The sequence below is a fragment of the Peribacillus sp. TE19612 genome, from assembly GCF_056279465.1.
Window position 1 is genome coordinate 1 of record NZ_JBWCCL010000009.1, and the last position, 17,678, is coordinate 17,678.

16 protein-coding genes are annotated in these 17,678 nt (G+C 43.8%); 1 reads left to right on the top strand and 15 read right to left on the bottom strand.

The genetic code is table 11. The annotated features are described in order from the left end of the window. Positions 1-157 precede the first annotated feature (157 nt). The 5 genes from ACZ9AO_RS16335 to pruA all read right to left on the bottom strand — a co-directional run bounded on the left by ACZ9AO_RS16335 (position 158) and on the right by pruA (position 5,843). Entirely contained in the window at positions 158-838 is a 681-nt protein-coding gene (locus tag ACZ9AO_RS16335) for a DUF975 family protein (protein ID WP_476109470.1), read from the bottom strand. 665 nt (positions 839-1,503) lie between these two features. Next, positions 1,504-1,758 (bottom strand): biotin/lipoyl attachment domain-containing protein, encoded by a 255-nt coding sequence (locus ACZ9AO_RS16340; RefSeq protein ID WP_048686804.1) that lies wholly within the window; start codon positions 1,756-1,758, stop codon positions 1,504-1,506. 37 nt (positions 1,759-1,795) lie between these two features. Then, complete coding sequence (locus ACZ9AO_RS16345; RefSeq protein WP_048686806.1) at positions 1,796-3,061, bottom strand: Glu/Leu/Phe/Val family dehydrogenase; 1,266 nt, start codon at positions 3,059-3,061, stop codon at positions 1,796-1,798. Between the two features lie 22 nt (positions 3,062-3,083). After that, complete coding sequence (locus ACZ9AO_RS16350) at positions 3,084-4,277, bottom strand: ornithine--oxo-acid transaminase (RefSeq protein WP_034309472.1); 1,194 nt, start codon at positions 4,275-4,277, stop codon at positions 3,084-3,086. 18 nt (positions 4,278-4,295) lie between these two features. Further along, positions 4,296-5,843, bottom strand: coding sequence for an L-glutamate gamma-semialdehyde dehydrogenase (gene pruA, locus ACZ9AO_RS16355; RefSeq protein WP_476109471.1), 1,548 nt, complete (start codon positions 5,841-5,843; stop codon positions 4,296-4,298). Positions 5,844-6,224: 381 nt separating this feature from the next. On the opposite strand from pruA, the gene ACZ9AO_RS16360 reads away from it, so the two are divergent. Further along, a complete protein-coding gene (locus ACZ9AO_RS16360) occupies positions 6,225-7,637 on the top strand; it encodes a sigma-54 interaction domain-containing protein (RefSeq protein ID WP_476109472.1) in 1,413 nt (470 codons plus the stop codon). A 578-nt stretch (positions 7,638-8,215) separates the two neighbouring features. On the opposite strand, the gene ACZ9AO_RS16365 is transcribed toward ACZ9AO_RS16360, so the two are convergent. From ACZ9AO_RS16365 to nikA, 10 genes are all read right to left on the bottom strand, one after another. Beyond that, entirely contained in the window at positions 8,216-8,902 is a 687-nt protein-coding gene (locus ACZ9AO_RS16365; RefSeq protein ID WP_251541896.1) for an FMN-dependent NADH-azoreductase, read from the bottom strand. Between the two features lie 38 nt (positions 8,903-8,940). Further along, entirely contained in the window at positions 8,941-9,786 is an 846-nt protein-coding gene (locus ACZ9AO_RS16370; RefSeq protein WP_476109473.1) for a VOC family protein, read from the bottom strand. A gap of 4 nt (positions 9,787-9,790) precedes the next feature. Beyond that, on the bottom strand, positions 9,791-10,195 hold the full coding sequence (locus tag ACZ9AO_RS16375; protein ID WP_063594512.1) for a DoxX family protein: 405 nt from the start codon (positions 10,193-10,195) through the stop codon (positions 9,791-9,793). A gap of 140 nt (positions 10,196-10,335) precedes the next feature. After that, on the bottom strand, positions 10,336-11,154 hold the full coding sequence (locus ACZ9AO_RS16380) for a nicotianamine synthase family protein (protein ID WP_476109474.1): 819 nt from the start codon (positions 11,152-11,154) through the stop codon (positions 10,336-10,338). After that, positions 11,132-12,469, bottom strand: a complete 1,338-nt coding sequence (locus ACZ9AO_RS16385) for an MATE family efflux transporter (RefSeq protein ID WP_048683215.1) — start codon at positions 12,467-12,469, stop codon at positions 11,132-11,134. Before ACZ9AO_RS16385 ends, ACZ9AO_RS16380 begins: the two co-directional genes overlap by 23 nt. Before the next feature lie 68 nt (positions 12,470-12,537). After that, positions 12,538-13,302 carry an ABC transporter ATP-binding protein gene (locus tag ACZ9AO_RS16390; protein WP_251541902.1) on the bottom strand — a complete coding sequence of 255 codons (765 nt, stop codon included), beginning with the start codon at positions 13,300-13,302 and terminating at the stop codon, positions 12,538-12,540. Next, positions 13,299-14,096 (bottom strand): ABC transporter ATP-binding protein, encoded by a 798-nt coding sequence (locus ACZ9AO_RS16395; RefSeq protein ID WP_063590346.1) that lies wholly within the window; start codon positions 14,094-14,096, stop codon positions 13,299-13,301. Before ACZ9AO_RS16395 ends, ACZ9AO_RS16390 begins: the two co-directional genes overlap by 4 nt. Beyond that, a complete protein-coding gene (nikC, locus tag ACZ9AO_RS16400; RefSeq protein ID WP_394803348.1) occupies positions 14,093-14,932 on the bottom strand; it encodes a nickel transporter permease in 840 nt (279 codons plus the stop codon). Before nikC ends, ACZ9AO_RS16395 begins: the two co-directional genes overlap by 4 nt. Further along, the gene (gene nikB / locus ACZ9AO_RS16405; protein ID WP_034309495.1) at positions 14,923-15,876 is read right to left on the bottom strand and encodes a nickel ABC transporter permease; all 954 of its coding nucleotides are present in this window, start codon (positions 15,874-15,876) and stop codon (positions 14,923-14,925) included. The genes nikC and nikB overlap by 10 nt, the downstream gene beginning before the upstream one ends. Continuing rightward, positions 15,877-17,406 (bottom strand): nickel ABC transporter substrate-binding protein, encoded by a 1,530-nt coding sequence (gene nikA, locus ACZ9AO_RS16410; RefSeq protein WP_251541907.1) that lies wholly within the window; start codon positions 17,404-17,406, stop codon positions 15,877-15,879. Between the last annotated feature and the right edge of the window lie 272 nt (positions 17,407-17,678).

Below are 17,678 nucleotides of genomic sequence, written 5' to 3' on the forward strand. Positions count from 1 at the left end.
CGTACAATGAATATTTTCTGTTCGGCAGAAAAATTAGCCATAAAAAACACCCCGTAAATGTTAGTTTGGTGTCTAACATTTACGGGGCAGTTCAACTCGATTAAAATCGAGTTTGTCTACAGTCTGAAACCGATAGCCTATGCTTTCGGTTAATCTTTTATCCCTCTATTTGTTGATCATCGTCAATATCTTCTTGAGGCACAATCAATTCTTCATAGAATGCAGCCGTTGTTGTTCCTGCATAAGGAATCAACCATAGTAAACCAATTCCCAGCGTGAACATGCAAAGGATGCCCCACCCGATGAAGCTTAGGTGCATAAGGAAATACTTCCATTTCAAGCCCTTCATTCTTTTTTTGCTCTCTGTAATGGCTTCAAGCACCGTGTATTCAGGATGATCCTTCAATAAGAAAAACTGCTGCGAATAAGCGATGGCCTTGATGATACCCGGAATGATTAATAATAATGACCATAAAAAGATGAAAATTGCTTGTAAGATGGATGCCCCAATAAGCTTGAAAGAGGTTTTTCCATCTTTATAGATAGCGAACACTTCCGGAATGCCAAGATTCCCTTCCCTAACTAAATTCAGGTAGAACCAAGTGGTTGAAATGGTAAGCGGGATTAAGGCAATGGAAAAGACCATGCTGAAGATATCAGACCATAACGGTGTTTCTTCCTGCATGAGCCATTCTGAAAACCCACCGCTTCCGATCACTTCGACAATTAAAGGAAAAATGAGGTTGATCAAGAATAACAGCAACATAAGCGAAACAGTTACTCCCCATTTACCTCCCAACGACTGAAGGGCTTTCCTCTTTAATTCTGAGATTCTCATACTCTGATTAACTCCCCTCTTTTAAATGGCGGAATTCTGAATGTTTTCTTTTTTATTGAAAATATGGATAGATTCAGAAAAACCACTATTTATTTGATGTATAAATCTCAATTTGTATTTTAACATACTAGCTTCTAGTCGTGGGCTTAAATTCCTAGAAAGCGCACACAGATAGAGTCAACCGGTTTCGAGCAACCATGATCCACTCCTTTCTTGCCTTGGTACTGGCTTGTAAAAGTTTATGAACGGGAATAAGACAATATGCCCTTCCAAATCAAAAATACCTTCGCGGAACCATCCCCTGTTAAGACGTATGGCCAGCGAAGGAGCATGTATTTATCTTGGTTAAAAGTCCTTATGTTAATCTAGTTCTTTTTTCCTTTTCCCAGGTAGACCGGGCCACTCATTTAATTATCCCAAAATCTTTCGAACAGCATGGTTGAACTCCCCACCACTTATCGACCTTACGATCTGATTGAAGTGTGGGATGAATCTTCGTAAGTGGGATTGTCCTTCTTGTTCTTCACACCACGATCGAGCCCTCATCGTTTTTTCTTTTCAAACTTTTTCCTGGCTTTGTCATCACCTTATAAATGATCACAACAAAAAAAGAGCATCCCAAAGCAGGAATCGCTTCCGCCTTTGGAACACCCTCTTTCCTATAATCAATCAGAGCCAGTTATAACAAAATCGTCTTGGAGTAAAGCTAAAGGAAGCTTTCTATTAATAGGATCCCCTGCCGAAACATTAATTTCAGTAATGTGACCACTGGCACCTATTGAAACATCAATCAATTTCCCATCTTCCGTCTTCACTAAAAAGAGCCTTTCCCATTCATAAACATAGGAATCCTTTTGAACGTAAACTTGCTCGACGGTCCCATCCTGAGCACACTCGATGGTATGAATCGGTTTTAACACGGAATCACTCCTCCACTCCCCATTATTAGACTATAGCTTATACCCAGCCGCGGAATATCGAGGCTTCTGCCATTTTTCTGACACCCACCATATACGCTGCCAGCCTCATATCCACTTTTCTCGTCTCGGACATTTCATATATTTGATTAAATGAGTTGACCAATAACGCTTTTAATTTGGTTTGGACCTCTTCATCTTCCCAATAATAACCTTGATTATTTTGAACCCATTCGAAGTAAGAAACTGTCACACCGCCTGAACTTGCCAATACATCAGGTACGAGAAGCACATTGCGTTCCGTCAAGATCTTGGTTGCCTCCAATGTGGTAGGTCCATTCGCGGCCTCGACGACAATTTGAGCTTTGATAAGATGGGCATTTTCTTTGGTGATTTGATTGGAAATGGCAGCAGGCACTAAAATATCACAATCTTGTTCCAGAAGCTCCTGGTTTGTGATTGTATGATCGAATAGTGTCGTTACCGTTCCAAAGCTATCCCTTTTATCAAGTAAGTAATCGATATCCAGACCCTCAGGTTTATAGATGGCACCATATGCGTCCGATATGCCAATCACTTTCGCACCTGCATCATGCATGAATTTGGCCAAAAAGCTTCCTGCGTTCCCAAACCCTTGGACGATGATGCGAGCACCTTTCAATTCTATGCCCTTACGCTTAGCCGCTTCCTCGATACAGATGGTGACACCTTGTGCAGTCGCCTTTTCCCTGCCGTGTGAACCGCCCAGTACCAGTGGCTTACCTGTAATGAAACCAGGAGAATCGTGTTCTCTTATTCTACTGTACTCATCCATCATCCATGCCATGATTTGTGAATTCGTATAAACATCCGGGGCCGGGATATCTTTAGTCGGCCCCACTATTTGGCTGATTGCCCGAACGTATCCACGGCTAAGCCTTTCCAATTCACCGATTGACATTTGGCGCGGATCACAGATGATGCCGCCTTTTCCTCCGCCATATGGCAGATTCACGATTCCGCATTTCAAACTCATCCACATTGAAAGTGCCTTGACTTCTTCCTCATCTACTTCAGGATGAAAACGGATTCCGCCTTTCGTCGGACCGACAGCATCGTTGTGCTGGGCACGGTATCCAGTGAAAATCTTCGTCGAATTGTCATCCATCTTAATTGGGATCCGGACGGTAAGCATCCGCAGAGGTTCCTTCAAAAGCTCGAACACTTCTTCAGAATAGCCAAGCTTATCCAGCGCCTCCTTGATTACGACCTGTGTTGAATCAAGCAAGCTGGCAGTTTCTTTTTCTTCTTTGATTGTTGTACTCAATGGAATTCACCTCATAGGTATATTAGGATAAAACTTTTTTAATGCGTTCGATTGCCCAATCCAAGTCCTCTTTAGTAATCACTAATGGCGGAGCAAAACGGATAACTGTATCATGTGTTTCTTTACATAGCAGTTTTTCTTCTTTAAGCTGCTCACAATAAGGTCTTGCTGCTTCTGTTAATTCGACTCCGATGAATAAGCCTCGGCCGCGGATGTCTTTAATCATTGGATTCTTGATTTCTTTTAAACTATCCATAAAGTATTGCCCAAGCTCCAATGAACGTTCCGCAAGCTTCTCTTCTTCAAGGACTTCCAATGAAGCGATGGAAACCGCACATGCCAATGGATTGCCGCCGAATGTAGAACCATGGGAACCAGGATTGAATACGCCAAGGATTTCACGGTTCGCAGCTACGCAAGAGATTGGGAAAACCCCACCGCCCAGCGCTTTACCTAAAATGTACATATCGGGAACTACTCCATCCCAGTCAGAGGCAAACATTTTTCCTGAACGTCCAAGTCCTGACTGAATTTCATCAGAAACGAATAGGACATTATTTTCTTTACATAAATCGTAAGCTTCTTTTAAGAATCCTTGTGGCGGAATGATAATTCCAGCTTCACCTTGAATCGGTTCGATTAAAAATCCAGCCGTTTGCGGTGTAATCGCTTCTTTCAATGCATCAAGATCGCCGTAAGGGATAAGCTTGATCCCTGGCAGCATCGGTCCAAAGCCCCTTCTATATTCATCATCGGATGACAAGGACACGGCTGCCATCGTACGGCCATGGAAGTTCCCGATACAAGCAATGATTTCAGCTTGGTTTTCTGCGATTCCCTTAACATCATAGCCCCAGCGTCTAACAGCTTTGATGGCTGTTTCAACGGCTTCAGCACCTGTATTCATAGGCAGTGCCATGTCTTTTTGCGTAATGCGTGAAACCATTTCATACCATGGTCCTAATTTATCACTATGGAATGCACGGGATGTCAATGTTACGCGATCAGCTTGTTTTTTTAATTCGTCGATGATTTTCGGATGCCTGTGGCCTTGGTTCACTGCTGAATAGGCACTAAGCATATCCATATATTTGTTGCCTTCAGGATCTTCCACCCAAACTCCTTCTGCCTTCGAAATGACGATTGGAAGTGGATTATAATTGTTTGCACCATATTGTTCTGTTTGCTCGATTAATTTTTCCGTTAAAGTTGTCATGTTGATTCCCCCTAAAATTTATAGCGTTTCAGATGTTGTTTTACCTTGAAGGTGAAGAACTAGATAATCAGGACCGCCCGCTTTTGAATCCGTACCTGACATATTGAATCCGCCAAATGGCTGGTATCCTACAATGGCACCAGTACAGCCGCGATTGAAGTACAGGTTACCTACGTGGAAATCCTCACGCGCTTGTTCGATATGTTCAATGTTGTTAGAGATGACTGCACCCGTTAATCCATAATCCGTATTATTGGCAATCTCGATTGCATGATTGAAATCTTTTGCCTTACAGAATGCAACCACCGGTCCGAAAATCTCTTCTTTCATCACACGTGCGTTCTCATCCACATCGGCAATGATAGTTGGCTGGATGAAGAAACCTTTTGAATTGTCTCCTTCTCCCCCTGTTACAATTTTCCCTTCTTCTTTACCGATTTCAACATAGCTCATTACTTTATCGAAAGCTGCTTGATCGATGACCGGACCCATGAAGTTGTTTAGATCTGTTGGTTCCCCGATCGTTTTTTCTTTCGTTAATTCAATGGCACGATTCAAGACTTGGTCATATACATCTTCCACTATGACAGCACGTGAACAAGCAGAACATTTTTGACCGGAGAATCCGAATGCAGAAGCGACGATTGATTGTGCCGCCAATTCCAGATCAGCCTCTTTATCAACAACGATCGTATCTTTACCGCCCATTTCAGCGATGACACGTTTTAACCAGATTTGGCCTTCATGTACTTTTGCCGCACGCTCATAAATACGGATACCGACATCACGAGATCCGGTAAAGCTGATGAAACGTGTACGAGGATGATCTACTAAATAATCGCCTACTTCGGCACCGCTTCCTGGAATGAAGTTCACAACTCCTGCAGGCATGCCCGCTTCTTCCAGCACTTCGATGAATTTAGCTGCAATGACCGGTGTTGTACTGGCCGGTTTCAATAAGACTGTATTACCTGAAACAAGAGCAGCCGTCGTCATGCCTGCCATGATCGCAAACGGGAAATTCCAAGGTGAGATGATGACACCGACACCAAGCGGAATATAATTGAAAGCATTGTGTTCAATCGGACGGCTTTCCACTGGCATGCCGTCTTTAAGCTTCAGCATTTGACGTGCATAGTATTCCATGAAGTCGATCGCTTCCGCTGTATCTGCATCCGCCTCATTCCAAGGCTTCCCTGCTTCTTTAACCAATAGAGCCGAGAAATAGTGTTTTCTTCTGCGAACGATCGCTGCAGCCCTGAATAAAATGTTTGCACGCACTTCCGCTTTCGTTTTTCTCCAAGTTTGGAATGTCTTATCTGCCGCTTGCATCGCTAGCTCAGCAAGATCTTTATTCGCTTTGGATACGGTTCCGATAACTTCTTCTTTATTTGCTGGGTTTACAGAGGTAATGACTTCATCAGTAAACACTTTTTCACCATTAATGATCAGCGGATATTTCTTCCCTAGATCATTAGCTACATCATTCAATGCTGCTTGAAAAGCTTTATTGTTTTCTTCGATTTTAAAATTAGTAAATGGTTCGTGTTTATATGGTTGGACCATTATGTCTCATCTCCCTAAATTTATGTTTTTACTTCTCCCTTATTTAACAAGCAAGTTCCGTGCCAACTTTTCATTTTTTCGAAAAAATTATGTTTTTTCTTTAAAAACGCAATGAAATTTAGCACTTTAAGGGCAAAATTGACATAGTATGCCATTATTTTTTGCTCTAATCCCTATTTTTGTCGCTTAAATCTTACACTTTTTATTAATGCAAATTTCATGCCAACTAGAAAAACCATAAAAAACAGCATTTTTGCACTTTTTCCGCAAAATATTTTTGCACTTCAATGCAAAATAATCTTGCTGTGCAAATTTTATTTGCGCCTTTGCTTCAATTCCTCTACAATAACTCTAAGAAAAGAAGAAAAACGGGAGGCATTCATGAATTTAGATCAAATCATTAAAATAGATGGTTTCCAATCCATCCTCTATTCGCTTGTGGATGTAATCGATACAGGGATACATATAATCGATATAAAAGGGCGGACGATTGTATATAACAAGAAAATGGCAGAAATCGAAGGAATGGACTCAGAAGAAGTGTTAGGGAAGAAGATCCACGAAATCTTTAAATTCAAGGAAGAAACGGAGAGTACATTAATAAGGGCACTTCATTCGGGGAAGACAACCGAGAACTCGAAGCAGACCTATTTCAATAATCTTGGCCAGGAAATTACTACAATCAATAATACGTTTCCGATTTTGGATCAAAAGGAAAATATCATCGGAGCCATTGAAGTGGCAAAGGATATAACGAATCTGGAAAGAATCATTAAAGATAATATATTGAATAAGGGCGATACCAAATATACGTTTGACAGCATCATCGGAACGAGTGAAAATTTCCTGGAAGTCATAGAAAAGAGCAAGCGCTCGACCCGAACTGCATCCTCCATCCTCATCGTTGGGGAAACGGGCACCGGAAAGGAGCTCTTCGCCCAAAGCATCCATAATGGCAGCAGCCGTTCGACACAACCTTTCATCAGCCAAAACTGTGCTGCCCTGCCAGACAGTCTAATTGAAGGAATACTCTTCGGCACAAAGAAAGGCGCCTTCACCGGATCGATCGAAAGGCCTGGATTATTCGAACAGGCACAGGGCGGTACCATCCTGCTAGATGAAATCAACTCATTAAATCCGAACATGCAAGCGAAATTATTACGGGCCCTTCAAGAAAGGACGATTCGCCGCGTTGGGGATACAAAGGATAAAAAAATCGACGTTAGGGTCATTGCAACGATAAATGAAGATCCGATAGATGCCATTTCAAATGACCATTTACGAAAGGATTTATACTACCGATTAAGTGTCGTTTCGTTATTCATCCCGCCTCTTCGTGAACGGAAAGAGGATATTCCTTTGCTGGCTCAATCCTTCACCGAGAAATTCAATGCGCTGTTCGAATTGAATATAGAAGGGATCAGCGAAGAAGTCTACTCGCTTTTTTATGATTACGACTGGCCCGGGAACGTAAGGGAACTTGAACATATCATTGAGGGGGCCATGAATTTAATGGAACCTGGCGATACAAAGATTTCCATACCCCACCTTCCGGCTCTATTTAGGAAGAAAGCCCATTTGGAAGACATTCATCCCGGAAGAAAAGAGACTCATGCAAATGGAGATTTACAGGAGTCAACCTTATCTCTTGATGATTATATCGCCAATACTGAAAAGCAATACTTGGAGAAAATATTGAAGGAACATGGCATGAATATCTCCCAAGCAGCCAAGGCCCTGAATATTAGCCGCCAAAGCCTTCAATACCGTTTGAAAAAGTACCAGGTCAAATAACTTCATCCCTGCACAAAGAAGGCCCCCATTAATATGGAGGGCCTTTTGTTTACCGGCGGAAAGGGAGCGGTTAGGAAGTTGATCTCCACTCCAGGCACTCGCTTTCCGCGGGCGGTCCGGGAGCCTCCTCGGCGCTCTTTGCGCCTGTGGGGTCTCCCTTGGACTCGCTTTTCCCGCAGGAGTCTCGTACCTTCCGTTCCAATCAAATGGAATGTTTTTTATAAAAACTTTAGGTTGGTCACATTCCGAATCCCTAACAAGAATTTAACGAGGAAATGATTACAATGAATTAAAAACAAGAGTTGGTTATACTCCATGATTTTGTATTCATTTATATGGGATTAACCCTCATTGAAGAAATTTGCGACACTCCTGCCGAATAACTGGCTAGCCGAGACCCCGCAGACGCTTGCGTCGAGGAGGCTTGGCAGACAGTCGGCGGAAAGGGTGAAATCAGCTGAAATGTTTTTCAAATAAAAAAATGCAGGCAAAGTCGCTTTCCACGAATTTGTCTACAGTCTAAAGGCCCCCATTGATATGGAGGCCTTTCTTTGCCTGCTATTCTTTTCGCTTTGCAATCAGAATGCTTCTGCCGCTTTTGCAACGTTTTCCAAACCATCCGCGATGATTTTTTGTGACCGATCCGGATACTGATTATGGCCTTCAATGACCACGGTTTCCGGATTGTTGATTCCCCATAGCCCAATGATATTTTTCACTAAACTCACGGCCATTTCAGCGGAAGCCATTCCTTCTAATGCATAATCAGAACCGCGGGCATTCAATAGCATGACTTTTTTATCTCCAGCATACCCGACAGGACCTTCCGCCGTATAATTGAACATTTTACCGGCTTGTGCCAAATAAGAAAGATAGGTGATTAACGGTGCAGGAACCGTTGAGTTCCATAGAGGGAAAGCGAATACCACTTTATCCATGGCCATGAATTGATTTAAATATTGGTCAACCAGTTTTGCGGCATTTTCCTCTTCAGCTGTCAGTTCAAGACCTTGGTTGCGTTTATATAGTCCGGTAATCGCCGTATTTCCATAGTAAGGAAGCTCTTCTTTAAATAAATCCAGCTCGGTCACTTCATCCGCACGGTGTGTCTCTTTATATGTTTGTAAGAATGTGTCATACATTTTCGAGCTGATTGCCTGATCTGCTGGACGATCGTTCACTTTCACGAATAACACTTTTGTCATTTTCCCATTCTCTTCTGCCGCGGCTTCTTTATTTCCAAATAATTTGCTTAAGAATCCCATTATCCTCTCACCATTGCTTTCTATATTATTCTTATCATTTAGATCACTAAATGAATCTCATTGCCTGATGGATCTGTTACAGCGAAAAACCCTTCTTTTTCCGTGACGACAGCCCCGATTCCTTCCAGTTGCTCCGTTACTTTGTTTCTCGCTTCTTCATCTGCATAAACGAGTGTATACCAGTTTAGCCCCACACTATTTTCCTTCGGGGCAGGGGCACCAACGCCATTCCATGTGTTCAATCCGATATGATGATGATATCCGCCGGTTGAAGTAAAGAGCGCTCCCCCATATCGATTCACGACGGCAAACCCAAGACCTTGCATGTAAAACTCCTCCGTTTTACGTAAATCCGCTACATGCAGATGTATATGCCCCATCAAGGTACCTGCAGGCAGTTTGCTCCACTCACCATCACTTTCTTTCAGCAGGTCATTCCCATCCAACGGATCTGTGCCCATTTCGACCTCCCCGCCGGCCCATCTCCAATCAGCTGATGGCCGGTCAGAGTATACTTCGATGCCATTTCCATCCGGATCGGTAATGTACAGCGCTTCACTCACTTCATGATCCGCCGCTCCAAATGGATATTTCGTTTGAAGTAAATGGCGTAAAAAAATCGATAAGTCGGCACGGCTCGGCAGCAACAGGGCAAAGTGATATAAGCCCGTCGTCCGCCCTTCTTTCGGAATCACATCCGCAGGCTGCTCAAGTATCAGCAACGGGGTTTTTCCGTCTGTCGTCAAAACAGCTTGCCGGTCGGTTTTCTTCAATACTTGAAGACCGATGATTTCTTGATAAAACAGAATGGCCTTATTCAAATCCAAAACATTTATACTGACTTCGCCAACAAATGTAATTGGTTTTTGGTGAAATTTTTCCATATTGTCACTTCCCTTTTTTATTGAAAATCACGTTATCCAAAGAAAGAACCGTGCGGTTGGCACACGCTAGATAGACAGACATCGCAAGCAGTGCCAAGTCCAATTCGTAACCCGCTGCTTGCCCGTTTCCTAGAAAACCGGCAGGTAATTTAGCCGTGAAAATCGCCCCCGCCATAATGACCGCAAATAGGACGGATACGATTCGTGTTCCCAAACCCAGTATAACCGCAAGTCCTCCGATCAATTCGATTCCTGCAACGATGTAAGCCATGAATCCAGGAATGCCAAGGCTATCAAAAAATCCCGCCGTATTTCCTATGCCCCCTTGAAACTTTGAAACGCCGTGAATGAAAAAAGTAAGACCTAATATCACCCTTAAAAAAACGTGGGCTGCATCATTTTTATTCATGTATGAATTCTCCTTTTTGTTGGTTACTTTATGTAAGTAATTATATTTTCATAAGCTTATAATGTCAAGTAAGTTTATTGGAATTTCTTTTTTCCCCTAAATAAAAACGAATTGCCGAAGCAACTCGTTCCATGGTGCCACTATTTAAATGTGTAATAAATGGTTGAATTAATGATGAAAGAATCCGCAATGGTTCTCCCGACTTCCTCACATGCCACCTTACTGAATTTTGTTGCATCAACGGGCTCATATAATAATTGATGAATGCCGTCCACCGACCGTATTGCGACGGTTGCATCAGGGTTTGTCTGATATATCCGTTCCAGTATTTCTTCTTTATTAGGAACCAGGCTGGCAATCCACACCAGGTCGAACTCCGTGTAGTCATGAAGGGCGCCATCATTCAAGATATAGTCTGAATCCCCTTCTTTATCCAGTTCTTGGACGATGCGCCGGCCAAGTGAATGGGCTTGTTCATCAATATCGAGACATGTCATTTTCGCACCCAACTCCCGTTTTAGCAGCAAAGGACTTAATGGCAGAGGCCCAGTCCCTACAAATGCAAATGATCGAATATCATTTTTCACCTTATTCAATTCATTGATTTCCGTTTGAATCAGTTCTTTGTAGTTATCCCAATAAATGAAAGAACGGAAGTCATCCAGGGAGTTCACACTGCCAACGAATAATTTGGCATAATGATTCTCCATCAATGTTTCAGCAATCGTCAGCTTTTCAAGCATGGTATCCCGAATCGATCGGATTTCATCATGGTTAAGAATTTCTTCTGCCACATGCTGGTCCAAAGGTTTCGATATCATCGAAACCAGTTCGGCCAAAACGCGATTGATGATTTCGTTATTTGGTGATAAATCATCTTCTTCTAGTAAAATTTTATAAGTATCCATATATGTATGAATGATTTTTTCCTGATTTCTAGACCATTTGATCGTTTTCAAGGCGCACACTCCTATTTGGAAATATTTTTTCGCTTAACCGTGGTATATACAATGCCAAAAATACCGAACGTCCTAGGCTGAATACTGTAAAGGCCAGCCATAATGCATGGTTTTGATAGGCCGGGACAAAAATATAAAGTGTTATCATAAAGGCAATCAGGGAATAAATCATCGAGTTACGAATCGGGGCAGCTTCTGTTGCCCCAGTAAAAACACCGTAGAAAACGATGCCTACACTGGCCGTTAAAGGAAACAAAATAAGCCAGATTCCATAAATGTTTGCCAGCTCGATGACACTTGGTATCCTTGTGAAAAGTGCTAGGATGGCATTACCGCATAAATAGTAACTGACAGCGAGCAATATGGAGGACAGAACACCCCACTGCAACGACAGGATCAGGGTCTTTTTATATAAGTGCTTATCTCTCGCACCAATCGCTTTTCCAACAAGGATGCTTGAAGCATTTGCGAGCCCGTCAAAGAAGTAAGCCATCATATAGTGAATTTGGATGAGTACGGCATTCGCCGCCAATATCTCCGTCCCATATGAGGCCCCCTTTGCCGTGAAGATATTAAAAACTGCCAACAGGCAAAGCGTCCTGATGAATAAATCCCGATTCACCGACATCATTTTCTTAATGGATGAAGGATCGAACATCTCTTTCAACGGGGGCATTTCCATTCGATGCGGCGACGCTTTCACAATAATGATCAGTCCAATGAAAAAGGCGGTCACTTCCGAAAGGAGGGTCGCTATCGCTACCCCTGGCACACCCCACTGGAATCCATGAACAAATAGGAAATCCAAGGCAATGTTCATCAGGTTCATGAACACCTGTAAAACTAGCGAAACCTTGATCTTGGACATCCCCATCAGCCATCCCAAGATGACGTAATTCATTAAAGTGAATGGGATTCCCCATATTCGAATGCTGAAGTATTCTGCCGCATATCTTCGAACATCAGCATCGGGATTCATCAGTGTTAAGGAAACCTGTTCAATTGGCCCCTGAAGCAGGATGAAACCTCCCCCTGCAACAATCGCCAGTATAAAAGGCCTTAAAAAGGCTAAAACGCCTTGCTTTCCGTCGTTTGCCCCAAGTGCTTGTGCAGCAAATCCCGAAGTGCTCACACGTAAAAAACCAAACAGCCAATATAAGGTATTGAATATAACCGTACCTATAGCTACGCCGCCTAAATAAGCAGGGTTTGGCAACTGACCCACAACAGCGGTGTCCACCGCGCCTATCAATGGCGTCGTTATCGTCGATATGGTCAGAGGAATGGCCAAGGCCAAATATGATCGATGGTTCACCTTACTTCCTCCTTAAGTATCAAACCGCAACTTAATCGAAACCATTACGATTTAAAACTCAAACTTCATTATTCAAACATCGAAATCAGTTCTTTTGTGTATGAATGGCGATCGCTGCAAAAAAGCTGTTCTTTTTCGAATGAATCCACAATAACACCCCCTTTCATCACCATGATCCGTTGGCTCATCTCCTGTACAGCCGATAGATCATGAGAAATAAAAAGGTAGGAAGTGTCCAAAGTCTCCCGCAGCCCGCCTAACAATTTCAGCACCGCCGCTTGGGAAAGCACGTCCAGGCTTGAAGCAGGTTCATCCAATATAATGAGGGCCGGTTCGATGCTGATTGCACGTGCAATGGTCACCCGCTGCTTTTGTCCGCCGCTTAGCTCATGCGGGTAACGTTCAGCAAAACTCCTTGGAAGCTCCACCGTTTCCAGGAGCTGTCCGATAAAGTTCGCTTCACTTGTATACGTAAAATATTTCAAATTGACCTGGCTGCCAAATTGAAGATATGGATCCATTAGTGAATCCTTTATCCTTAGTTTTGGATTTAAAGCCGATGCAGGATTTTGCAAAACGGCCTGGATGTTCTTGCGATACGGTTTTAAACTGCGTTCGCTTTTGTTTTGCAGCTCGGTCCCTTCAAATAGGATGCTGCCCTGGTCAAAAGATTCAATCTGAAGGATGAGTCTTGCCAGTGTGCTTTTTCCGCAGCCGCTCTCCCCCACTAACCCGAGGCATTCCTTCCTTTCCATGCTGAAATTCACGTTCCTTAGTATTTCCACTCCGTTATCATAGCTTTTATGGACATTTCGTACGTCTAATAAACTCATCCTGACACTCCTTCAAGCTTAAATGGAATTCTCCTCAATGATGGCGATGATTGAATCAGTTCATTCGTATAAGCATGCTGCGGATGATTCAATACCTGATTTTTATCACCGGTCTCTATGATGGCCCCGTCTTTCATGACCGCAATGCGGTCCGCATACTTCCTGACATGACGTAAATCATGGGTAATGAACAAGATTGCACATCCGGTTTCTTTTTGGAGCTTTGATAATAGCTGTAAAACCTTAAAGGAAGATACACTGTCCAAGGCTGTGGTCGGTTCATCCGCTATCAAGATATCAGGTTCAAGCAGCAGGGCCATTGAAATGGATACGCGTTGAAGCTGACCGCCGCTTAATTGAAAAGGGTATCTGCCGTAGATATCTTCATTCAGGCCCACCGATATGAGCGCATTGACCGCTTGCTGCCTCCTTGCCTTTTTGGAAAGGTTCAAATGTGTACGCTGATATTCGTCGAAATGCTGACCGATGGTAAGGAACGGTGTGAATGAACCCTGGTAATCTTGAAAAATATAGGCCAGGCGCTTTCCGCGAACCTTCCTGATTTCTGAGGAAGATAGGGTTAATAAATTCTTTTCCCCGTACCATATCTCCCCCTTTGCTTGAAGATTGGGTGCAAGCAGCTGACATATTGCCATGGCCGTCATGCTTTTGCCGCTCCCGCTTTGTCCGACAAGTGCGAACCACTCACCCTCCTGCACATCTAATGAAAGATCCTTGACGATATGATTTTGCTTTCCCATGATATGCAGCTGCCTCACGGATAAAATGCTCATGATCCCACCTCCTTTTTCACGTCGAATGCATCGCGCAAATAATCACCGAGCATGTTGGTTAGAAGGACGACAAATACGATAGCGAGCCCTGGGTAAATCATCAGCAACATATTGGATTGAAAATATGGACGGGCATCATTCAGCATGGCTCCCCACTCCGGTGCCGGCGGCTGCGCACCGAGCCCGATATATGATAAGGAAGATATGAGCAAAATGATTTTTCCTAAATCGAGGCTAGAAAGGACAAGCACATTCCCGATTAGGTGCGGAAATAGATGCTTCCGCATGATCCCAAATGAACTCAATCCATTGATTTTAGCAACTGTGACATATTCCTTCTGACGTTCGGTGATCACCGTACTTCGCACAAGCCGGGCATAATTCACCCATTTCACCAGAACGATCGCCAACAGGAGATTTTCGATTCCCGGTCCTAATAAACCGCTAAGAACAATGGCAACGATCGTATCTGGGAAGGCGAGAAACGCGTCGGCAATGCGCATGAAGACCCGATCGATCAGACCTCCTTTAAAACCGGCAATCATCCCGAACGGGACGCCGATGATAACTGCGGCAAACAAAGATAAGAGGCCGTAGCCAACCGTCAGCTGTGCGCCAAGCAGAAGGCGCGTCAATACATCACGCCCTAGATGATCCGTCCCTAACGGATGTTCCATGCTCGCCGGCCATAGCCTTTCTTCCAGATTGACCAGTGCCGGATCATGTTTCAGAATAAGAAAGGTGTAAGCCGCAACGGCAAGGACTGTCGCCATTACCGTAAATAGGACGGTCATTCTCCAGCGCCTTTTGGATTTTTCTTTGATAACTAACTCCATTTTCCATGTTTCCTTTCCTTCAGTCTTAGCTCCGGATTTAAATAACGATAAGATAAATCCACGGCACTATTAACCATGAATACAATGATGGCCATGACCAGCAGGTACCCTTGGATGACTGGATAATCCCGCGACCGAATCGAGTCCACGACCATCTTACCTATGCCCGGATAGGCAAAAATAACTTCGATCACGACTACACCGCCGATCAGGCTTCCAAGGCTGACGCCGAATACGGTAATGACCGGGGGCAAGCTATAACGAAATGCATGGGCAAAGAATATCCGCATCTCTGAAATCCCCCTAGATCGGGCAGCCCTGATGAAATCATGACTGAGGGAATCTATCAAACTCGAACGCAGCAAACGGACGTACACACTTGTGATGGCCAGCCCCAGCGTGACCGACGGAAGAATCAAAGAACGAAACCCGTCCCTGCCCATCGTTGGAAGGGCTCCCCATCGTACCGCAAATAAATCTATCAAAAGCAGCCCCAGCCAAAAGCTAGGAATGGCTGCCCCCAATAAAGAAACGGCCCGGCTGAATTGATCGATCCAGCTCCCCCTGTACAAGGCAGCAAGCGAACCTAACGGAATCGCTATACCAAGCATGACAAGCAATGCGCCAACCGCCAGCTCAAGTGTTGCAGGCAGCCCGCTCATGATCATTTCCATCACTGGCTGATTCGTCAGGTAGGAATGCCCAAAATCCAACCGGATAAAGTCCGCAAACCAATTGCCATACTGCACGAACAGCGGATCATTGAACCCTAATTCTTCACGAAGCTCATTGACTTGCTCGTTTGTGACCGACACATCATCCACTTGAAGTATCGAGAGAACCGGGTCGCCTGGAGCAAGCCTAACAAAAAGGAAAGAAATGAATGTAATCACAAGAACAAAAATCGCGACCTCAATGAATCGGCGGACTAAGATGCGAAACATTCACTTCACATCCAATTCATTCGTCAGCATGTAGTATTCGCTTCTCGAAGTGATCCAGTTTTTAACTTTATCGGCATCATAAGCAACAAGTGTATTCGGATGTAAAATGAATGAATTATACACTTGTTCATCCACATACATCGCAATCTCCTCAGCTAAATCCGAGCGCTCCTCCTGCCCGACCGTCACGTTCAGCTCATCAATCAGGGACGTCAGGCGATCATCATCAGCCCCACTGAAGTTCAAGGCACCCTTTGGATGATAAGTAGCATTTAAATAATATCCGGCATCCCCTCTCGGAGCCGTTAAATTGCTGTAGGTCGTTAAATCCCAATCGCGATTGGAAGCCATATACTCTTCAGGGATTTCTATTTGCTTGATTTTCACATCAATCCCCAACTGACCGGCATCCGATTGAAAAACTTGGGCAATTAACGGCAGGTCGGCACGTGAACTGTATGTAAGCAGTGTAAACGTTAACGGTTTACCGTCTTTTTGCATGACACCATCCACTTTCTTATATCCCGCCTGATCAAGAAACGCCTTAGCGGCTTCCATTCCATTCGCTTTTTTCGGATAATCCGGAGCAAAAGAGAAAGTGGATGGGAATGGCCCCGTCGCCACTTCTGCATGACCATGTAAAATCGTTTCCGCAATGGATGAACGATCGATCAAGGCATCAACCGCCTTCCGGACGTGTATGTCCTGCAATGCTTTACGTTCCAAATTCATCGTCATTTGATGTACGCGGAAAGTCGATGTCGATTCAACCTTCACACCATCTTTCGCCTCTAAATTTTCCAGGCTTTCCACTTCCGGACGGAAAACAATATCAGCGTCTCCCGATTCAAGGGCAAGAGACCGTGCATTGGCATCTTCATTAAACGAAAACCTAGCTCTCTCAAGCTTTGCGGCTCCATCCCAGTAAGACTCATATCGGATTAAATCAACAGCCGTACCTGGTATGAATTTCGAAACGGCAAATGGCCCGGTTCCTATCGGCTTGTTTATATAGTCACTTTCCTTCACATCAATAATCGATGTATTTGGATGAACCAATTCAGAAGGAAACTCAGGAAAAGGAACCTCCGTCTTAATGGTCAGCGCATTCCCGTCCGCTTCAATCGACTCAATCCGCAAAGCATTCTTGATCGCCGGACTATCTTTCATCGCCCTCTCCAAGGAAGCCTTCACCGCTTTGCCATCCATCGGCTTTCCATTCTGAAACGTCACACCCTCCCTTAATTCAAAATTCCATAATTGACCATCCTTGCTATCCCAGCTCTTCGCCAGCCAAGGTTCGATGGTCAAATCCTCATCATTGAGATGGACCAATGTCTCAGTGATGCCAGCCCTAAGCGACACATAACTAGTATCAACATTCGGATCAAGCGAGCTAGTCGCAAAATTAAAAAGCAAGTTCACTTCTTTCTTCCCTCCCGCTTGATCCTTCGCAGACTCGGTGGAACAAGCAGCCAAAAGAAAGAATGATAAACATACAATAAATATCAATTTACATTTTCTGAACACGATATATTTCCCCCATTACCTCAACTATTTTAATTGGCTGTTTTAAAATCGTATTGATTACGATTTAGATTGCAGCTTTACCATCATGACAAACGACGTAACACATCGCCGATTGCTTATCCAAATCAAACTATGTAATCCTCCTCGAGATTAAAGATTCATTCACGAGTAAATGTGCTAAACTCACGAGTATTTGCTCTAAATTCACGAGTATTTGCTCCAAACTCACGAGTATTTCCTCCAAATTCACGAGTATTTGCTCCAACTCACGA